Annotated in this window: 18 protein-coding genes; 13 read left to right on the top strand and 5 right to left on the bottom strand. The window is 70.3% G+C overall.

The features are described from left to right. The coding region (gene prfH, locus ACWER9_RS30265) for a peptide chain release factor H (protein ID WP_452305051.1) at nt 1-600 on the top strand (600 nt) is incomplete at its 5' end. Between the two features lie 4 nt (nt 601-604). Here the strand turns inward: prfH and ACWER9_RS30260 are convergent. Then, entirely contained in the window at nt 605-1,510 is a 906-nt protein-coding gene (locus tag ACWER9_RS30260) for an alpha/beta fold hydrolase (RefSeq protein WP_452305050.1), read from the bottom strand. A gap of 188 nt (nt 1,511-1,698) precedes the next feature. Here ACWER9_RS30260 and ACWER9_RS30255 point away from each other — a divergent pair, with 188 nt between their 5' ends. The 3 genes from ACWER9_RS30255 (at nt 1,699) to ACWER9_RS30245 (ending at nt 4,504) form a co-directional block, all read left to right on the top strand. Next, nucleotides 1,699-2,517 carry a PIG-L family deacetylase gene (locus ACWER9_RS30255; RefSeq protein ID WP_452305049.1) on the top strand — a complete coding sequence of 273 codons (819 nt, stop codon included), beginning with the start codon at nt 1,699-1,701 and terminating at the stop codon, nt 2,515-2,517. A 251-nt stretch (nt 2,518-2,768) separates the two neighbouring features. Continuing rightward, entirely contained in the window at nt 2,769-3,962 is a 1,194-nt protein-coding gene (locus ACWER9_RS30250) for an endo-1,4-beta-xylanase (RefSeq protein WP_452305048.1), read from the top strand. Nucleotides 3,963-4,162: 200 nt separating this feature from the next. Beyond that, nucleotides 4,163-4,504 (top strand): ArsR/SmtB family transcription factor, encoded by a 342-nt coding sequence (locus ACWER9_RS30245; RefSeq protein ID WP_366339729.1) that lies wholly within the window; start codon nt 4,163-4,165, stop codon nt 4,502-4,504. Between the two features lie 13 nt (nt 4,505-4,517). Here ACWER9_RS30245 and argS read toward each other — a convergent pair whose 3' ends face one another. After that, a complete protein-coding gene (gene argS / locus ACWER9_RS30240; RefSeq protein WP_452305052.1) occupies nt 4,518-6,236 on the bottom strand; it encodes an arginine--tRNA ligase in 1,719 nt (572 codons plus the stop codon). Nucleotides 6,237-6,584: 348 nt separating this feature from the next. On the opposite strand from argS, the gene ACWER9_RS30235 reads away from it, so the two are divergent. Further along, the gene (locus tag ACWER9_RS30235) at nt 6,585-7,346 is read left to right on the top strand and encodes a hypothetical protein (protein WP_452305047.1); all 762 of its coding nucleotides are present in this window, start codon (nt 6,585-6,587) and stop codon (nt 7,344-7,346) included. Nucleotides 7,347-7,513: 167 nt separating this feature from the next. Further along, on the top strand, nt 7,514-7,999 hold the full coding sequence (locus ACWER9_RS30230; RefSeq protein WP_452305046.1) for a nitroreductase/quinone reductase family protein: 486 nt from the start codon (nt 7,514-7,516) through the stop codon (nt 7,997-7,999). A gap of 130 nt (nt 8,000-8,129) precedes the next feature. Here ACWER9_RS30230 and ACWER9_RS30225 read toward each other — a convergent pair whose 3' ends face one another. Next, nucleotides 8,130-8,621 (bottom strand): MarR family winged helix-turn-helix transcriptional regulator, encoded by a 492-nt coding sequence (locus ACWER9_RS30225; RefSeq protein WP_452305045.1) that lies wholly within the window; start codon nt 8,619-8,621, stop codon nt 8,130-8,132. Between the two features lie 73 nt (nt 8,622-8,694). On the opposite strand from ACWER9_RS30225, the gene ACWER9_RS30220 reads away from it, so the two are divergent. The 3 genes from ACWER9_RS30220 to ACWER9_RS30210 are packed head-to-tail and all read left to right on the top strand — an operon-like array spanning nt 8,695 to nt 11,500. Beyond that, nucleotides 8,695-9,744 carry an LLM class flavin-dependent oxidoreductase gene (locus ACWER9_RS30220; RefSeq protein ID WP_452305044.1) on the top strand — a complete coding sequence of 350 codons (1,050 nt, stop codon included), beginning with the start codon at nt 8,695-8,697 and terminating at the stop codon, nt 9,742-9,744. Then, the gene (locus tag ACWER9_RS30215) at nt 9,737-10,765 is read left to right on the top strand and encodes an LLM class flavin-dependent oxidoreductase (RefSeq protein WP_452305043.1); all 1,029 of its coding nucleotides are present in this window, start codon (nt 9,737-9,739) and stop codon (nt 10,763-10,765) included. The genes ACWER9_RS30220 and ACWER9_RS30215 overlap by 8 nt, the downstream gene beginning before the upstream one ends. A gap of 27 nt (nt 10,766-10,792) precedes the next feature. Next, nucleotides 10,793-11,500 (top strand): NADPH-dependent F420 reductase, encoded by a 708-nt coding sequence (locus tag ACWER9_RS30210; protein WP_452305042.1) that lies wholly within the window; start codon nt 10,793-10,795, stop codon nt 11,498-11,500. Here ACWER9_RS30210 and ACWER9_RS30205 read toward each other — a convergent pair. Beyond that, entirely contained in the window at nt 11,497-12,225 is a 729-nt protein-coding gene (locus ACWER9_RS30205) for a tetratricopeptide repeat protein (protein WP_452305041.1), read from the bottom strand. The two genes, ACWER9_RS30210 and ACWER9_RS30205, sit on opposite strands and share 4 nt — an antisense overlap. A 23-nt stretch (nt 12,226-12,248) precedes the next feature. Beyond that, nucleotides 12,249-13,010 carry a GNAT family N-acetyltransferase gene (locus ACWER9_RS30200; RefSeq protein WP_452305040.1) on the bottom strand — a complete coding sequence of 254 codons (762 nt, stop codon included), beginning with the start codon at nt 13,008-13,010 and terminating at the stop codon, nt 12,249-12,251. Nucleotides 13,011-13,254: 244 nt separating this feature from the next. Here ACWER9_RS30200 and ACWER9_RS30195 point away from each other — a divergent pair, with 244 nt between their 5' ends. The 4 genes from ACWER9_RS30195 to ACWER9_RS30180 all read left to right on the top strand — a co-directional run bounded on the left by ACWER9_RS30195 (nt 13,255) and on the right by ACWER9_RS30180 (nt 16,470). Then, nucleotides 13,255-13,704, top strand: a complete 450-nt coding sequence (locus ACWER9_RS30195) for an iron chaperone (RefSeq protein ID WP_452305039.1) — start codon at nt 13,255-13,257, stop codon at nt 13,702-13,704. A 72-nt stretch (nt 13,705-13,776) separates the two neighbouring features. Further along, nucleotides 13,777-14,583: an inositol monophosphatase family protein gene (locus ACWER9_RS30190; protein WP_452305038.1), complete on the top strand. Its 807-nt coding sequence runs from the start codon at nt 13,777-13,779 to the stop codon at nt 14,581-14,583. Between the two features lie 110 nt (nt 14,584-14,693). Beyond that, the gene (gene sodN / locus ACWER9_RS30185; RefSeq protein ID WP_452305037.1) at nt 14,694-15,098 is read left to right on the top strand and encodes a superoxide dismutase, Ni; all 405 of its coding nucleotides are present in this window, start codon (nt 14,694-14,696) and stop codon (nt 15,096-15,098) included. Nucleotides 15,099-15,159: 61 nt separating this feature from the next. Then, complete coding sequence (locus ACWER9_RS30180; protein ID WP_452305036.1) at nt 15,160-16,470, top strand: radical SAM protein; 1,311 nt, start codon at nt 15,160-15,162, stop codon at nt 16,468-16,470. Nucleotides 16,471-16,570 lie beyond the last annotated feature (100 nt).

The following is a 16,570-nucleotide window of genomic DNA, read 5'->3' as shown; positions in this document are numbered from 1 at the left end:
CTGCTGTCGGCCGGGCGTGGGCCGCAGGAGTGCGCCTGGGCGCTGAGCCAGCTGCTGCACCGCCTGCGGGGCGAGGGCGCCCGCCGAGGTCTGACGATCCAGCAGGTCGAGGCGGTACCCGGTGACCGCACCGGGACGTACCGGTCGGTGCTGATCCGGATCTCCGGCGTCGACGCCTCGGCCTTCGCGGCCTCGTGGACCGGCACGCTGTGCTGGCAGGCGCCCAGCCCGTACCGGTCGGGCGCCGGCCGGAAGAACTGGTACGTCACCGCCCAGCCGCCCGAGGGCGACGCGCAACCGACGGCGTTCCGCGAGACGGACGTCGACATCGTCGCCTGCCGCACCGGCGGGCCGGGTGGTCAGCACCGGAACAAGGCGAGCACGGCGGTACGCGCCACCCACCGTCCCTCGGGGACCGTGGTCGTGGTGGACGAGGAGCGACAGTTCGGTCTCAACCGCCGGATCGCCCTGGACCTGCTGCGTCACCGCGTCGCGCAGGGCGACGAGGCGGCGCGGCGTGCCGTCACCACCGCCCGCTGGCGCGTCCACGACGGGCTGGTCCGCGGCGACCCGGTACGGGTGGAACGGCCGACGCCGTAACGACTCAGACCTCCAGCACGGCGTCCGCGAAGGCCTGTGGCGCCTCCTGCGGCAGGTTGTGCCCGACCCCGCCGCCGACGGTCCGGTGCTCGTACTGGCCGGTGAACTGTTTGGCGTAGACGCTGGGCTCGACGTGGGGCGCACCGTTGGCGTCGCCCTCCATCGAGATGCTGGGCACGCTGATCTTCGGTTGCGTGGCCAGGCGCTTCTCCAGCTCGTCGTACTGTGCCTCGCCGTCGGCGAGGGCCATCCGCCACCGATAGTTGTGGATCACGATGTCGACGTGGTCGGGGTTGTCGAACGACGCCGCGCTCCGGTCGTACGTCGCGTCGTCGAACCCCCACTGCGGGGACGCGGTGTGCCAGATCAGTTTGTTGAAGTCGCGTCGGTTCTTGTCGTAGCCTTCCCGCCCGCGTTCGGTGGCGAAGTAGTACTGGTACCACCACGCCAACTCCGCCTTCGGCGGCAACGGCGCCTTACCGGACTCCTGACTGGCGATCAGGTAGCCACTCACCGAGACCAGCCCCCGGCATCGCTCCGGCCAGAGGGCGGCCACCACGTCGGCCGTTCGCGCGCCCCAGTCGAATCCGGCGAGCTTGGCGGTATCGATCTTGAGGGCGTCCATCAGGGCGATCAGGTCGAGCCCCATGGCGGCCGGCTCGCCGTTTCGCATGGTGTCGTCGGAGAGGAACCGGGTCGTACCGTAGCCCCGCAGGTACGGGACGACGACCCGGTGACCGGCGGCGGTGAGCAGCGGTACGACGTCGACGAAGCTGTGGATGTCGTAGGGCCACCCGTGCAGGAGGATCACCGCCTCCCCGTCCGGCGGCCCGGCGTCGACATACCCGACGTTCAGGAGCCCGGCATCGACCTGCTTCAGGTCGGTGAACCCGCCCGCGGCCTTCGCCATCGACTTCTCCTCGCGCCCTGACCTGCCCGGATACTGCCCACGGCCGAATCTAGCGACCGGTCCGGGTGCCCGGTCGCCGTTCCCGCCAGGCCCGGTCGGCGGTCGCTGAACTGGGTAAGCTGCCCGCTCCCGCGGACGGTCCCGGTGGAGGTCGTCGGGTGGTGGCCGGATGACCGTAGGGTGATGGCATGGCTGAGCGACCTCTGACCCTGATGGCGGTGCACGCCCACCCCGACGACGAGGCGACGAGCACCGGTGGCGTCCTCGCCCGCTATGCCGCCGAGGGGGTCACCACAGTGCTGGTGACCTGCACCGACGGGCGATGTGGGGACGGCCCGGGTGGGGTCAAGCCGGGCGAGGCGGGGCACGACCCGGCGGCCGTGGTGGCGATGCGCCAGGCCGAGTTGGAGGCCAGTTGCGCGACGCTCGACGTCACCCACCTGGAGACCCTCGGCTACGCGGACTCCGGGATGATGGGCTGGTCGACGAACGACCAGCCCGGCGCGTTCTGGGTCACCCCGGTGCCGGAGGCGGCGGCCCGGCTCGCGGAGCTGATTCGGCAGTACCAGCCGGACGTGATCGTCACGTACGACGAGAACGGTTTCTACGGCCACCCGGACCACATCCAGGCCCACCGGATCACCATGGCCGCCGTCGAGCAGACGGACATCCCGGCGAAGGTCTACTGGACCACGGTGCCGCGTACGGCGTTCGCGGAGTTCGGCCGGATCATGAAGGAGCTCGGCGTGGAGTGGGCCGAGCCGGAGGAGGGGCCCCAGCTCGGCCTCCCCGACGACGAGATCACCACCTGGGTCGACACGAGCAAGTACGGCGCGCAGAAGTTCGACGCGCTGGCCGCGCACGCCAGTCAGACCGAGAACATCTTCTTCCTGCAACTGGGCCAGGAGCGGTTCACCGAGCTGATGGGTGTGGAGACCTTCCTGCGGGTCCAGGACCGGACCGGCGCGCCGACCCCCGAGGACGACCTCTTCGCCGGTCTGCGCTGACCTCCTTCCGGAGCCGGCCCGGAAGTTTCGACCGTCCGCCAGTAGGGGCTGCGCAGGTCATGTGATGAATTTCCGGAAGTTTTCAGCGTTGACGCCCAGACATCGATCGGCTTAACGTTTCGAGCGGGTTTCCGGTTTCCGGCCGGAACTACCGACGCCCCACCCCACCCAACCGCGCCTCCGTCCACCAACACCGGACCCTCACCTCCTAGATCGACATCTGTCAATTGATCGTCTGGAAGGGAAGGCACATGAAGTTACGACAGTGGTCGACGGTCGGCCTGGTCGCCGTCGCGACCGTCGCAACGCTGAACGCGGTGCCGGCCACCGCGAATCGGCCGTACGACCCGACGACGCAGAGCCTCGCCACCCTCGGCCTGCGGCACGGCCTGCACGTCGGCACCGCGGTGAGCATGGATGCCCTCAACGACGCCAGCGACCCGCAGTACCGCAGGCTGGCCTCCTCCGAGTTCGCCTCGGTCACCGCCGAGAACGTGATGAAGTGGGAGAGCCTGGAGCCCACCCGCGGCACCTACAACTGGGCGCCGGCCGACGAGTTCGTCGAGTTCGCCAAGCGCAACCGGCAGAGCGTGCGAGGCCACGTGCTGGTCTGGCACAACCAGCTGCCCGCCTGGCTGACCAGCGGTGTCGCCGACGGCTCGATCAGCAAGCAGGAGTTGCGCGAGCTGCTGCGCAGGCACATCACCACCGTCGTCAACCGCTACAAGGGCAAGATCTGGCAGTGGGACGTGGTCAACGAGGCCGTCAGCGACCCGTGGGACACCCCGTCGACGCTGCACTACAAGGGCTTCTGGGCGCAGAACCTCGGGCCCGGCTACATCGCCGACGCGTTCCGCTGGGCGCGGGCCGCCGACCCCAAGGCCCTGTTGTTCTACAACGACTACAACATCGAGGCGTTCGGCTCGGGCAACCCGGCAAACGACAAGACCCAGTTCGTGTACGACATGACCAAGAGCCTGCGCGCCCAGGGTGTCCCGATCGACGGCGTGGGCTCCCAGGGACACCTGGGCACCCAGTACGGCAACTTCGACACCCTCCAGGTGACCGCCGCGCTGAAGAAGTTCGGCGGGCTCGGCGTCTCGACCGCGTTCACCGAGGTCGACGTCCGCAGCCGGCTGACGGACGGCGTCCAGGCGGGCGACTCGGAGGAGATCAACCCCCGGCTTCAGGCGTCGGCCGCCAACTTCAGCGTGCTGATGAAGGCGTGCCTCGCCGTACGGAGCTGCCTGTCGTACACGGTCTGGGGTTTCAGCGACAACCACTCCTGGGTGCCCGGCTGGTTCGACGACCCGCCGGAGGGCCTGGCCACCATCTACGACGAGAACTACCAGCCCAAGCGGGCCTACCAGGAGTTGAAGTCCGACCTGATCTTCGCTGGGCCGCCGTACGTCCTGCCCCGCATCGCGCCCAAACCCCGCCGCTGACCCGCACCTCGTCGTAAGGGCCGTGTGGAGCTTCCCGAAGCTCCACACGGCCTGGACGCCACCACGGACGTCGACGGTCGACTCACGTTCGGCGCGTCCGTTCCGCCATCCGGACGCCATCGGAGGTCTGGTGCCGGTTCTGCCGGTTTATTGATGGTGTTGGTGTCACTATGGCAGGCGTGGGAACTGCGAAAACTGCCATGCCTGCGATCTCGCCGCTCACCGGCGATCCCATCAAGCGGGCCGATGCCGAACGGCTAGCGGGGGTGCTGAAGGCCTTCGCCGATCCGGCGCGACTCCGGTTGCTCAGCCTGATCCAGTCCGCGCCGGAGGGTGAGGCGTCCGTGAGTGACCTCACCTCGGCGCTCAATCTCTCCCAGCCGACCGTGAGTCATCACCTTCGGATCCTCACCGAGGCCGGTCTGCTCGAACGCGACAAGCGCGGCGTCTGGGCGTACTACCGCCTGGTGCCCTCCGCGATCGCGCAGATCGCCGACCTGTTGACGCCGCCCCGGAAACGGGCGACGAAGCGGGCTCGCTGACGGGTCCGGCCCGTCACATCCGCTCCAGCGTGCGGATGCCGAGCAGGTCCAGCCCCTGCCGTAGGGTCCGGGCGGTCAGCTCGGCCAGCAGCAACCTGCTCTCCCGCAGGTCGTCCGGCGCCCGCAGCACCGGGCAGCGCTCGTAGAACGCGCTGAACCCGGTCGCGAGTCGGTGCAGGTAACCGGCGAGCTGGTGGAGGTCGAGGGTCCGCTCCACCTCGCCGACCACCCCGGCGAAGCCGAGCAGCTCGACCGCGAGCGCCCGCTCCGCCGGCTGCGCGAACACGATCGGCGCGTCAGGCCGCACGCCGGTCCCGGCCCGCCGCAGCACCGACCGGATCCGGGCGTACGCGTACTGGAGATAGGGCGCGGTGTTGCCGTCCAGCGCGAGCATCCGCTCCCAGTCCAGGACGTAGTCCCTGGTCCGGTCGACGGACAGGTCGGCGTACTTGATCGCGCCGATGCCCACCGCGCGGCCGATCTCGGCGGCGGTCGCGGTGTCCAGTTCCGGGTTCCTGCTCCGGGCAAGGTCGGTGGCGCGGGCGACCGCCTCCTCCAGCAGCCCGACGAGCTTCACCGACTCGCCGGCCCGGCTGCGCAGCATCCGCCCGTCCGCGCCGAGGATGGACCCGAAGCCCAGGTGCTCGGCCCGGGCCGGCGGGCAGAGCCAACCGGCCGCCCGGGCAACGGCGAACACCATCGCGAAGTGCTGCCGCTGCGGGAGACCGACGACGTACAGCAGCCGGGTCGCGCCCAGCTCGTCGACGCGCTGCCGCAGGGCGGCCAGGTCGGTGGCCGGGTAGCCGTACCCGCCGTCGCTCTTGCGCACGATCAGCGGCAACGGCTCGCTGTCGCGGCCGGTGAAGCCGGGCGGAAAGACGCAGTCGGCACCGTCGCTGGGTAGCAGCAGCCCCAGCCGGTCCAGGTCGTCGACGATACCCGCGAGCAGCTCGTTGTAGGCGCTCTCACCCCGGAAGTCGTCCTCGGACAACGTCACGTCGAGCAGGTCGTACACGGTCAGGAAGTACCGCTCGGACTGCGTCACCAGCAGCCGCCACAACCGCCGGGTCGGCTCGTCGCCGCCCTGCAACGCGACCACCCGCGACCGGGAGCGTTCCTGGAACGCCTCGTCAGCGTCGAACTTCACCCGGGCCGCCCGGTAGAAGGCGTCCAGATCCCCCATCGACAGGTTCTGCGCCGCTTCGGCCTCGCCAAGGTCGACGAGGTGCTCGATCAGCATGCCGAACGGTGTCCCCCAGTCACCCAGGTGGTTGACCCGCACCACCCGGTGCCCGAGCCAGCCCAGCAGCCGTGCCGCGGCGTCACCGATGACTGTGGAGCGGAGGTGCCCGACGTGCATCTCCTTCGCCACGTTCGGGGCCGAGTAGTCGACCACCACGGTCTGCGGCGTCGCCGTCGACGGCACGCCGAGCCGGTCGTCGCCGGCCAGCCGGCCGACCAGGTCCGCCAGGGCCTGGTCGGTGACCGTCAGATTGAGGAAACCCGGCCCGGAGACCTCCGCCGACACACCGAGGTCGTCGAGCGCCGCGTGGGTCAACACCGCGGCGGCGATGTCCCGCGGCGGGCGGCCGAGCCGCCGGGCCAGCGCCAGCGCCGCGTCGGACTGGAAGTCCGCACGCGGAGACCGCCGCACCAGTGGGTCGACCGGGCCGCCGGCCACCGCCGCGAACGCCGGCGCCAGCCGGTCGGACAACACCTTTTCAAGATCCATGAGTACGCCGTTCTCGCTCGGACCCACGCTGCCACGCGAGCCGTTGACGGGGAGATACCGGCGGACCGAGGACGGCAGGCGAAAACGACCGGCAGCTCGATCCGCCGGTCGCAGGGAACAGGTCAGCGCGGGCGGGCGACGGATCGCCGGCGTCGCCCCGCAGCAAACTGGACGTCACACGACGGTCCGGTGCAGGTGGCGATCACGCTGGTCATTCCTGGCAGCGTAGTGGCGCGGTCGAGGCGGAGCACGTCAATTAGCGCTGTCCGGTCCATGTCCGAGGCGCTGCCTGGTCGTTTCGGTCGGTGCAGGGTAGGGAACTGGACCATGGGACGACAAGGGGTGATCATGAGCCGACACACGCCACCGCCGACAGCCCGTACGCGACGCGCGCTCGCACTGCTGGGCACCATCGCGCTGACCGCTGCCTGCAGCACCTCCGAGGACCCCGTCGGTTCGGCTCCGGCGACCTCGGCACCGCCGAGCGCGTCGGCCTCGGCGTCGGCGCTTCCGAGCGACTCACCGTCCCCGAGCGCGAGCACCCGGGTGACCATCCCGACCTCGGCCTTCGTCGAGCTGCCCACCGAGCTGCGGAAGTCTCCGCGACGGACGACACCCGTCGAGGAGGCCCTGCCGAAGCTGTGCGCCAACGAGTTCGGCACCGGCGGCCGGCAGGTCACCGCGAGCGCCGCGATGACCGTCACCTACCAGAAGGCCGGCGAACCCTCGAGCAACGTGCCGCAGGGGATGATCCACCAGACCATCTTCACCTTCGACAGTGCTGGCGCCTCGGCCTACCTGGACCGTCTCCGCGCCGCCGTGCAGGCCTGCCCCGCGTACGACCAGTCGGGCAACCGCGTGACCGTCACCAGCAAGATCCTGTCCGACGTCGGGAACGAGGCGCTGCTGTTGACCCGGACCTGGCCCGAGACAAGCCTGAACGGTGAGCGCACCGGCAGGACCGCGTCCAGCCAGATCGCCGTGGCCCGCGTCGACACCACGGTCACCGTCTTCGACGACGAAGGGTGGGAGGGCACCAGCGGCAACCCGGCCATCCTGGACCGGGTGGTCCGGGACGGCGTCCGCACCATCGAGACCTGGCAGCGCTAGCTCGACGCGGGGCTTCCACCGATCGGTCCGACCCGCGGTCGGATCATGGACAACAGGACGCCATCCGCGCCCGCGCCGGAAGACTGGTGACGTCGGTCCACAGTGGGGGCTGCCGGTCGGACACGACAACCCGGCCGGGCCACCAGGTGTCGGTGGAGGAGGTCGTCATGTCGGATGGTCAGGGCACGAAGGCACCGTGGCTTCCGCCGCGGTGGTTCATTCGGCTGGCCTGGTCGGTGCACCGGGGCCTGTACCGGGTCACCGGCAGCCGGGTCGGGCTGTGGCGACCGCGCGAGCACCGCTGGGGCACGCTGCGGCTGACCACGATCGGTCGCCGCACCGGTCAACAGCGCGGCGTCATCCTCGCGTACTTCGAGGACGGCTCGAATCTGGTCGGCGTGGCGATGAACGGCTGGGGCGAGGGCGCCCCCGCCTGGTGGCTCAACCTGCAGGCCCACCCGGACGCGTCAGTCGAACTGGCTGACGGGCGGCGGCTCGTCCACGGCCGGGCCGCCACCGACGACGAACGGTCGCGACTGTGGCCCCGCTGGCGTGCGGCCGACAAGAACTTCGACGCCCACGCGGCGCGACGCTCCACCGAGACCGTCGTGGTGGTGCTGGAGCCCAGGTCGACCGGCGACCCCCTGGCCTGACGGCGGGGCCGCAGAGACATCCGTCGCGGTACGCGACCGCGACCGCGTACACCCGGGTGGTAGGCCCGTTGGCAACTCTCGCATGACGATTCAGGCGCACTCCGGGTCCGCGAGAAGTCACGCCCGGCGGTCAGTCGGTGTGCAGGGCGTCGAGTTGGGTCCGCAGCGCCGTGGCGATGTCGCCGGCCGCGACGACCTGATCCGGGGTGAGGGCGTCGACGAAGAGTTCACGGATGGCGCGCAGGTGGGGAACGGTGGCTCCGGTGAAAGCCTCGGCACCGGCCGCGGTGAGCAGCACCTCCGCTCCACGGGGGACGGTCGCGCACTCCTGCCGGCGGATGAGGCCACGCCGTTCCATCCGCCCCAGGTGGTGGGAGAGCCGACTGCGCTCCCACCCGATGTGCGCGGCGAGTTCGGACGACCGCATCGCCTGGCCCTGCGCCTCGCTGAGCGCGAGGAGCACGGCGTAGTCCCCCGTCGAGAGTGAGGAGTCGCGTTGCAGGCGGGATTCGAGCCGGGAAGTGAGCGCCGCCGTCGTCTCGATGAAGTCGCGCCAGATCCGCAGCTCGTCGGCGGTCGGGAGCTGGCGTCCGGCCCGCCGGCCCGGTGTGGCCTCCGTCATCTCACTCTCCCGGGAATTGACGTGTCAATCGCAAAGTTAGCATCATTGACACGTCAACTGCTAGGAGGCGACGATGGTAGCTGCAGACTTCGAGCTGGGGCTCAACTCGTTCGGGGAGGTGGCCACCGACGGCGACCGGGTGCTGAGCGACGCCGAGACCGTACGGCTGCTCGTGGACGAGGCACGGCTCGCCGAGTCGGCCGGGGTCGACGTGTTCAGCGTCGGTGAGCACTACCGCGAGGGCCACAACGACTCGGCGACACCCGTGTTGCTGGCGGCAGCCGCGACGGCGACCGAGCGCATTCGCCTCGGCACCTCGGTCACGGTGCTCAGCACGAACGACCCGGTACGGCTGTACCACGAGTTCGCCACCCTCGACGCCGTCTCGAACGGGCGCGCCCAGATGGTCCTCGGACGCGCCTCGGCGACCGAGTCGTTCCCCCTGTTCGGTTACGACCTGACCGACTACGAGCGCCTGTTCGAGGAGAAGCTGGACCTCTTCCTGCGACTCCAGCAGGACGAACCGGTCACCTGGTCCGGCACGGTACGAACCCCGCTGACCGGCCAACGCCTGCACCCCAGGATGCGGCCGGGCGGCATTCCGACCTGGATCGGTGTCGGCGGAAGCCCCAACTCGGTGATCCGCGCCGCCCGGCACGGCCTGCCGCTGATGCTCGCGATCATCGGTGGGCGTCCCCAGCGCTTCGCCGGCCACGTCGACCTCTACACCAGGGCGCTCGACCAGTTCGGGCATACCCTCCAGCCAATCGGGCAGCACTCACTCGGCCTTGTCGCAGACACCGACGAGGAGGCGGTGGAGACGTGGTGGCGATACTGGCAACCGGTGGTGGCGGCCCTGGCCGCCGAACGCGGCTTCTACAAACCGGACCGCGCGCGCTACGAGGCCGAGATCGACCACGGGGCGCTCTTCGTCGGTTCACCCGAGACAGTGGCGCAGAAGATCGCCAAGGTCGCCCGCGACCTGCGGCTGAGCCGCTTCGACCTGAAGTACGACATCATGCACCTGCCTCGCGAGGCACGCGCGCGCACCATCCACCTGCTGGGTAGTGAGGTCGCGCCGCGGGTCCGGGAGCTGTTGGCGAAGGAGCCCACCCATGTCTGATCTCATGTTCGGCCTGGACACGTTCGGCGACGTACCGCAGGACGACGCCGGCAAGCTCGTCTCCCACGCGGCGGCGATCCGACAGGTCGTCGACGAGGCGGTGCTCGCCGACCAACTCGGCGTCGACGTCATCGCCCTCGGCGAGCACCACCGCCCGGAGTACTCGGTCTCCACGCCGGAGACGGTGCTGGCCGGAATCGCCACCCGCACCTCGCGGATCCGGTTGGCCTCCGGCGTGACGGTGCTCAGTTCGGACGACCCGGTGCGGGTGTTCCAACGCTTCGCCACCGTGGACGCGCTGTCGAACGGCCGCGCCGAGGTCATCCTCGGTCGAGGCTCGTTCACCGAGTCGTTCCCCCTCTTCGGCTACGACCTGCGCGACTACGACACGCTGTTCGAGGAGAAGATCGAACTGTTCGTGAAGTTGCTCGACGAGAAGCCGGTGACCTGGAGCGGCACCCTGCGTGCCCCGCTGGAGAACGCCGACGTCTTCCCGAAGACCGAGTCGGGTCACCTGGACACCTGGGTCGGTGTCGGCGGCTCGCCGCAGTCGGTGGTCCGCACCGCCACGTACGGTCTGCCGCTGATGCTCGCCATCATCGGCGGCGCCCCCGAACGCTTCGCGCCCTACATCGACCTCTACCGCCGGGCAGCCGACCAGCTCGGTACGACCGCGCACCCGGTCGGCATGCACTCGCCGGGCTTCATCGCCGACACCGACGAGGAGGCCAAGGAGATCTACTGGCCGCACTATCGGATCATGCGGGACCGGATCGGCAAACTGCGCGGCTGGCCCCCGATCCGTCGCCAGGAGTTCGACTCCGAGGTGGAGCACGGCTCGCTCTACATCGGTTCGCCGGAGACGGTGGCCCGCCGGGTGGCCCGCGCGATCCGCAGCCTCGGCGTGGGCCGCTTCGACCTCATCTACTCGGCCGGCGCACAACCGGCGAGCGCGCGGATGCGCGCCGTGGAGCTGTACGGCTCCAAGGTGATCCCCATGGTCCGCGACCTGCTGGCCTGATCGGCACTCCCCCAGCGAAAGGACGACATGAACGACAACGACCGGAGCGGGCCGGTGACCCTCGGAATCCTCGGAGCCGGCAAGGTGGGCACCGTGCTCGCCCGGCTCGCCGTCGCCGCCGGCTACCGGGTACGGGTCGCCGGCTCCGGCGACCCGGCGAAGATCGCCCTCACCGTGGAGGTCCTCGCACCGGGGGCCGAGGCAACCACGGCGGTCGACGCGGTGGGTGAGGCCGACATCGTCATCCTGGCCCTGCCCCTGGGCAAGTACCGCAGCGTCCCCGTCGAGGCGTTGCGCGGCAAGCTCGTCGTCGACGCCATGAACTACTGGTGGGAGATCGACGGCATCCGCGACGACCTCACCAACCCGCGTACCTCGTCGAGCGAGACCGTCCAGACGTTCCTGTCCGGTTCGCGCGTCGTGAAGGCGTTCAACCACATGGGCTATCACGACCTGGAGGACGAGGCGCGACCGGCGGGGACGACCGGCCGCAAGGCCATCGCGATCGCCGGCGACGACAGCGCCGACCGCACCGAGGTCGCGACCCTTGTGGACGCGCTCGGCTTCGACCCGGTCGTCGCCGGTCCGCTTGCCGAGGGGGTACGACTCGAACCGGGAAGCGAGCTGTTCGGCGCGAACGTGAGCGCCGACGAGATCCGGGCGATGCTCGACCGCTTCCCGGAGTCGGAGCGGGGACGGACCATCACCTCGGCCCGAGCCTCGACCGCCTCCTAGGCCGTCTCCACGCCGAAGGCCGCCTTCGGGTCGAGGAGCTGGCCCACGCCGTACTCCTCGTCGAAGGCGGCCGGGCCCAGGGCCTCGGTCGCGGCGGCGCGCATCCTGGCGAGATCCGCGGCGTCGTCCGGGTCGGGCACCTGGCCGAGCGCCGCGAACGCGGCGTCCGCGACACCGATCATCCGCGCCGCGCGGGAGTGGTCCCCCTCGGCGGTCGCGAGCGCCGCGCCGGCAACGCAGACGTACGGCACGAAGTCGGTCCAGCCGTTGCGGAAGACCCGTTCGCGACTCTCGGCGAACAGCGTTCTCGCCTGGTCCAGGTTGCCCAGGCCCAACTCGCAGAACGCCAGGTTGTGTACCTCGGAGTTCACCGTCTCGGGCTGGCCGAGCGCCTCGTTGAGCGCGATGCTCTCCCGGTACAGGTCCCGGGCGCGCAGCAGGTCACCGGACATCCGCGCCACGGCGGCCAGCACGTGCCTCGGCCGTTCCTCCAGGGAGCGGTCGCCGGAGCGCAGCGCCACCGCGAGAGCTTCCCGGGCGCGTGCCGCACCGCCCGGCAGGTCGCCGCCGCGAATGGCGACCCGGGCGAGGCTGTACCGGGCCTCCACCTCGCCGGCCAGGTCGCCGACCGCCTGGGCCCGCTCGATCTCGGCCTCGCTCATCCGCACCACGGCGTCGGTCTCGCCACGCCGGAAGGCGGAGCGGACGTCCTCGCTGAAGGTCATGGGTCTTCCCGTTCTTCCGGCCGTCAGTTCGCCTGGAACACGGTCCAGGTCTCCACGAGCGTGAAGCCCATCGCCTCGTAGAGCGGTCGGCCCATCGAGCTGGCGTGCAGGTACGCGGCGTCCGCGCCGGCGGCGACGCCGTCCCGCAGCGCCGCCTCGGTGAGCGCCCGGCCCAGGCCACGACCCCGGGCGGACGGTACGACGGCGATGTTGAACACCCCGACCACGCCGGACGTGTGGATGCCGAGCCCGGTGCCGACCGGGCTGCCGGACTCCTCAGCCAGGTACCCGGTGATGGCGTCGGCGTCGAGCACCGCGCCGCCCATCAGCGGGCCGAAGACGCCGTCGGGCGCCTCGAAGCTCCGGGTGAGGGCGTCGGTGTACCGCTCGTTCTCGGCGGCTTCGACCCGGCGGACCAGCGCCTGCTGGGTCGAGCCGGCCCGGAACACGATGTCGTCGGTGGCGCAGGCCATCAGCGGGAGGTCGCTGCGTCCCCGCAGCCCGTGCCGGGCCGCGAGTTCGGCGACCTCGTCGCTCGCCGCGCCGCGAACGATGATCGACCAGTACGGAGTCTGCCGGCGGACCTCGGTCGCCAACTCGTCGATGGCCGCGAGGTCCGGCTCGGTGGTCGTCTCGAGGACCCCGTTCAGCGTCGGAACGCTGGCGTGGGTGAGCCCCGCACGAGCGGTGCCCCGCTCGGCGTACCAGCCCTTCGGGGTCACCCGGCAGAGCAGTTCGATGGCGTCGAAGTACGCCGTCGCCATCTGGTCGGCGGTGGTGCTCATGTCTGGTCTCCCCCGGAAACGCTCGCTCGTCCTCGTCCGACAACCTAGCCACCGGCCGGGCTGGTGGGCGCCGTCGAGAGGCAGAGGTCACCCCAGGGGTTCGGCCGCGCCGTCTCCGCCGAAGCGGGTTCGGCCCGACCTGCGCACCGATCAGGAATCGAGAAGCCCGCGCGCGCCGCCCGGCCTAGCCTTTTCCCAGGCAGACGGCAGCGCGCCGGGCCTGACGACCAGAGGGAGCCCGAGAATGTCCGCGAAGACCACCACGACCGAGTCCGACGGCTTCAGCGCCGAGGAGCGGGCCGCGATGAAGGAGCGCGCCGCCGAACTACGCGCCGAGGGTAAGAAGGGCGCGAAGAAGGCGGATGGGCTGCAAGCGGTCCTCGACCGGATCGCGCAGATGGACCCGGACGACCGTGCGCTCGCCGAGCGCGTGCACGTGACGGTGACCGCTGCCGCCCCGGGCCTCTCGCCGAAGACCTGGTACGGGATGCCCGCGTACGCGAACGAGGACGGCAAGATCGTCGTCTTCTTCCAGGACTCGGGCAAGTTCAGCTACCGCTACTCGACCCTGGGCTTCCAGGACCCGGCCAACCTCGACGAGGGTGACCTCTGGCCGGTGGCGTACGCGTTGCAGCAGTGGAGCCCGGCCGTGGAGAAGAAGATCACCGAGCTGGTGAAGAAGTCGGTCTCCTGACCCTCCCCCGGTGGGGCCCGCACCGGGCGGTATCCGTGCGAGTATGCGATCACCGAGCTGGAGGAGTGACGGGTGCCGATCACCGACGAGGCGTTGGCAATCGCCGCGGCCGAGGCCGGAGCCGCCGTGGTCAGGTCTCACCACGGGTCGACGCTGACCCGTTTCACGAAGATCGGGGACGACTTCGCCACCACGGCTGACATCGAGGCGGAGAGGGCCATCCTCGACGTCCTGCGGGCGGCGCGTCCGCAGGACGATGTGGTGGGTGAGGAGAGCGGGCGCACGGGTTCGGGCGGGAACGGACGCACGTGGCTCGTCGACCCGCTGTGCGGCACGCTCAACTATGCCGCGCACACCATGCTGGCCTCGGTAAACGTCGCGCTACACACGGGGACGGAGAGCGCCGTGGCGGCATCGGCGGACCCGTTCAGCGGCGAGGTGTTCTGGACCGACGGGAACGACGCGTACGTCCGCCAGGCCGGAACCGACGAACGGCTCACCCCATCGGGCACGTCGAAGCTCGTCGACGTCAACCTCGACCCACCGTTTCCGAGCAGGGACGTGTTCCTGGCCGCCCGGCTGCTCGCCGACGACGACTTCATCGGACGGTTCCAACCCCGGGTCGTCTCGACGAGCCTGGCCGTGGCGTGGGTCGCCGCCGGCCGTCGCGCCGCCTACGTGACGGACCGACACGACCTGGGCCGCAGCGTTCACTTCGCGGCCGGAATCGCCCTCTGCCGGGCCACCGGCTGCGTGGTCACGTCGCTCGACGGCCAGCCGCTGCATGCCGGCGGCAACGGCCTGGTCGTGGCCGCCGACGAGCCGACGCACACCGCCCTCCTGGCCCTCATTCGGAAGCAGGGCGTCCAGACAGGCTGACGGTCGCGTCGGCGGGCCGGCTCGGCAGCACCCCTGCCCTTGACATGAAGTGCGGTTGAGGTCTTAGCCTGCCGTCCGTCAGCTCAAGACCATCGTCGAGGGGATCCCCGATGTTCCTGCCCCGCCTCCTCCGCCCGCGCACCGTCGTGAGCGCGCACTGCGACCTGCCCTGCGGCGTCTACGACCCGGCACAGGCCCGCATCGAGGCCGAGTCGATCAAGGCGATCTCGGAGAAGTACCAGGCCAGCGACGACCCGGAGTTTCGCACCCGTTCGCTGCTCATCAAGGAGCAGCGCGCCGAGCTGGTGAAGCACCACCTCTGGGTGCTGTGGACCGACTACTTCAAGCAGCCGCACTTCGAGAAGTACCCCCAGCTGCACGGCCTCTTCAACGAGGCGACCAAGCTGGCAGGTGCCGGCGGCGCGAAGGGCGCCGCGGACCCGGCGTTCGCCGAGCAGCTCCTCGGCAAGATCGAGGAGATCTCGAAGATCTTCTGGGAGACCAAGCAGAGCTGACTGGCCGGCACCGGGTGGCGCCGGCCAACCGGTTCGGCGTACCACGTCCGGAGGGAACCCCATGACGTCGCGCACCGACCTCGTCGAAGAGTTGATGAGCCGTTTTCCCCACGTGCCACGGGAAGCGGTGCTCAAGGAAGACCTGCTGCGGGGTGGGCTCGCCTTCGACAACACGGCACTGACCGACAACGAGCACGGCGACGTCAAGCCGAAGTCGTACTTCATCTTCTCCTTCGACCACCGGACGCTGCCGGAGCTGGGCACGGCCGCGCTGCGCCGCCCACCGGAGGAGATCGTGCTCACCGGGGGGCCGTACGAGCTTCGTCGTACCGTCGTGTCGGTCCGCACCAACCCCAGCTCGCCGTACCGCGTCGGCACCGATGACGACGGTCGACTGCGCCTGTTCCTGGACGGGCGGCCGATCGCCGATGTCGGACTGCCCCCCATGCCGGCGTACTACCGCCACACGCTCGCCAACGGCAAGTCGGTGATGGAGGTCGCCCCGACGATCCAGTGGGGTTATCTCATCTACCTCACCGCTTTCCGGGTCTGCCAGTACTTCGGCGCCAAGGAGGAGTGCCAGTACTGCGACATCAACCACAACTGGCGGCAACACAAGCAGGCCGGCCGGCCCTACACCGGGGTCAAGCCCGTCGACGAGGTCCTCGAGGCTCTGGAGATCATCGACCGGCACGACACCGACCGGGCGTCGCAGGCGTACACGCTCACCGGCGGCAGCATCACGTCACAGGTGAACGGGCTGGCCGAGGCGGACTTCTACGGTCGGTACGCGCAGGCGATCGAGGAGCGGTTTCCGGGGCGGTGGATCGGCAAGGTCGTGGCCCAGGCACTGCCCCGAGCCGACGTGCAGCGCTTCCACGACTACGGCATCCGCATCTACCACCCCAACTACGAGGTGTGGGACAAGCGGCTGTTCGAGTTGTACTGCCCGGGCAAGGAGCGGTACGTCGGCCGGGAGGAGTGGCACCGGCGCATCCTCGACTCCGCCGAGGTGTTCGGCCCCCGCAACGTGATCCCGAACTTCGTGGCGGGCGTCGAGATGGCCGCCCCGCACGGCTTCACGAGCGTCGACGAGGCGATCGACTCCACCACCGAGGGGCTCGACTACTTCATGTCCCGAGGGATCACGCCCCGGTTCACCACCTGGTGCCCGGAGCCCACCACACCGCTCGGCCGGACGAACCCGCAGGGCGCGCCGCTCGAATACCACGTCCGCCTCCTCGAGGCGTACCGGGCGACCATGGAGGCCCACGGCCTGTCCAGCCCACCCGGGTACGGCCCCGCCGGGCCCGGGCGCGCGGTCTTCTCGGTCAGCTCCTTCATGGACACCCTGCCGTCGACTGAGTCGTGACGGACGCGCTCGGCTGACCCGCCCGGGACGATCTGCCGAGGAGCGGTACATGGAGCACGGCGCGGTCGAGGCGCCCCTCCGTCGCCAGCGCGGCCAACGC

The organism is Micromonospora sp. NPDC003944, from assembly GCF_053605225.1.
This window is presented reverse-complemented; position numbering and strand designations above follow the sequence as displayed.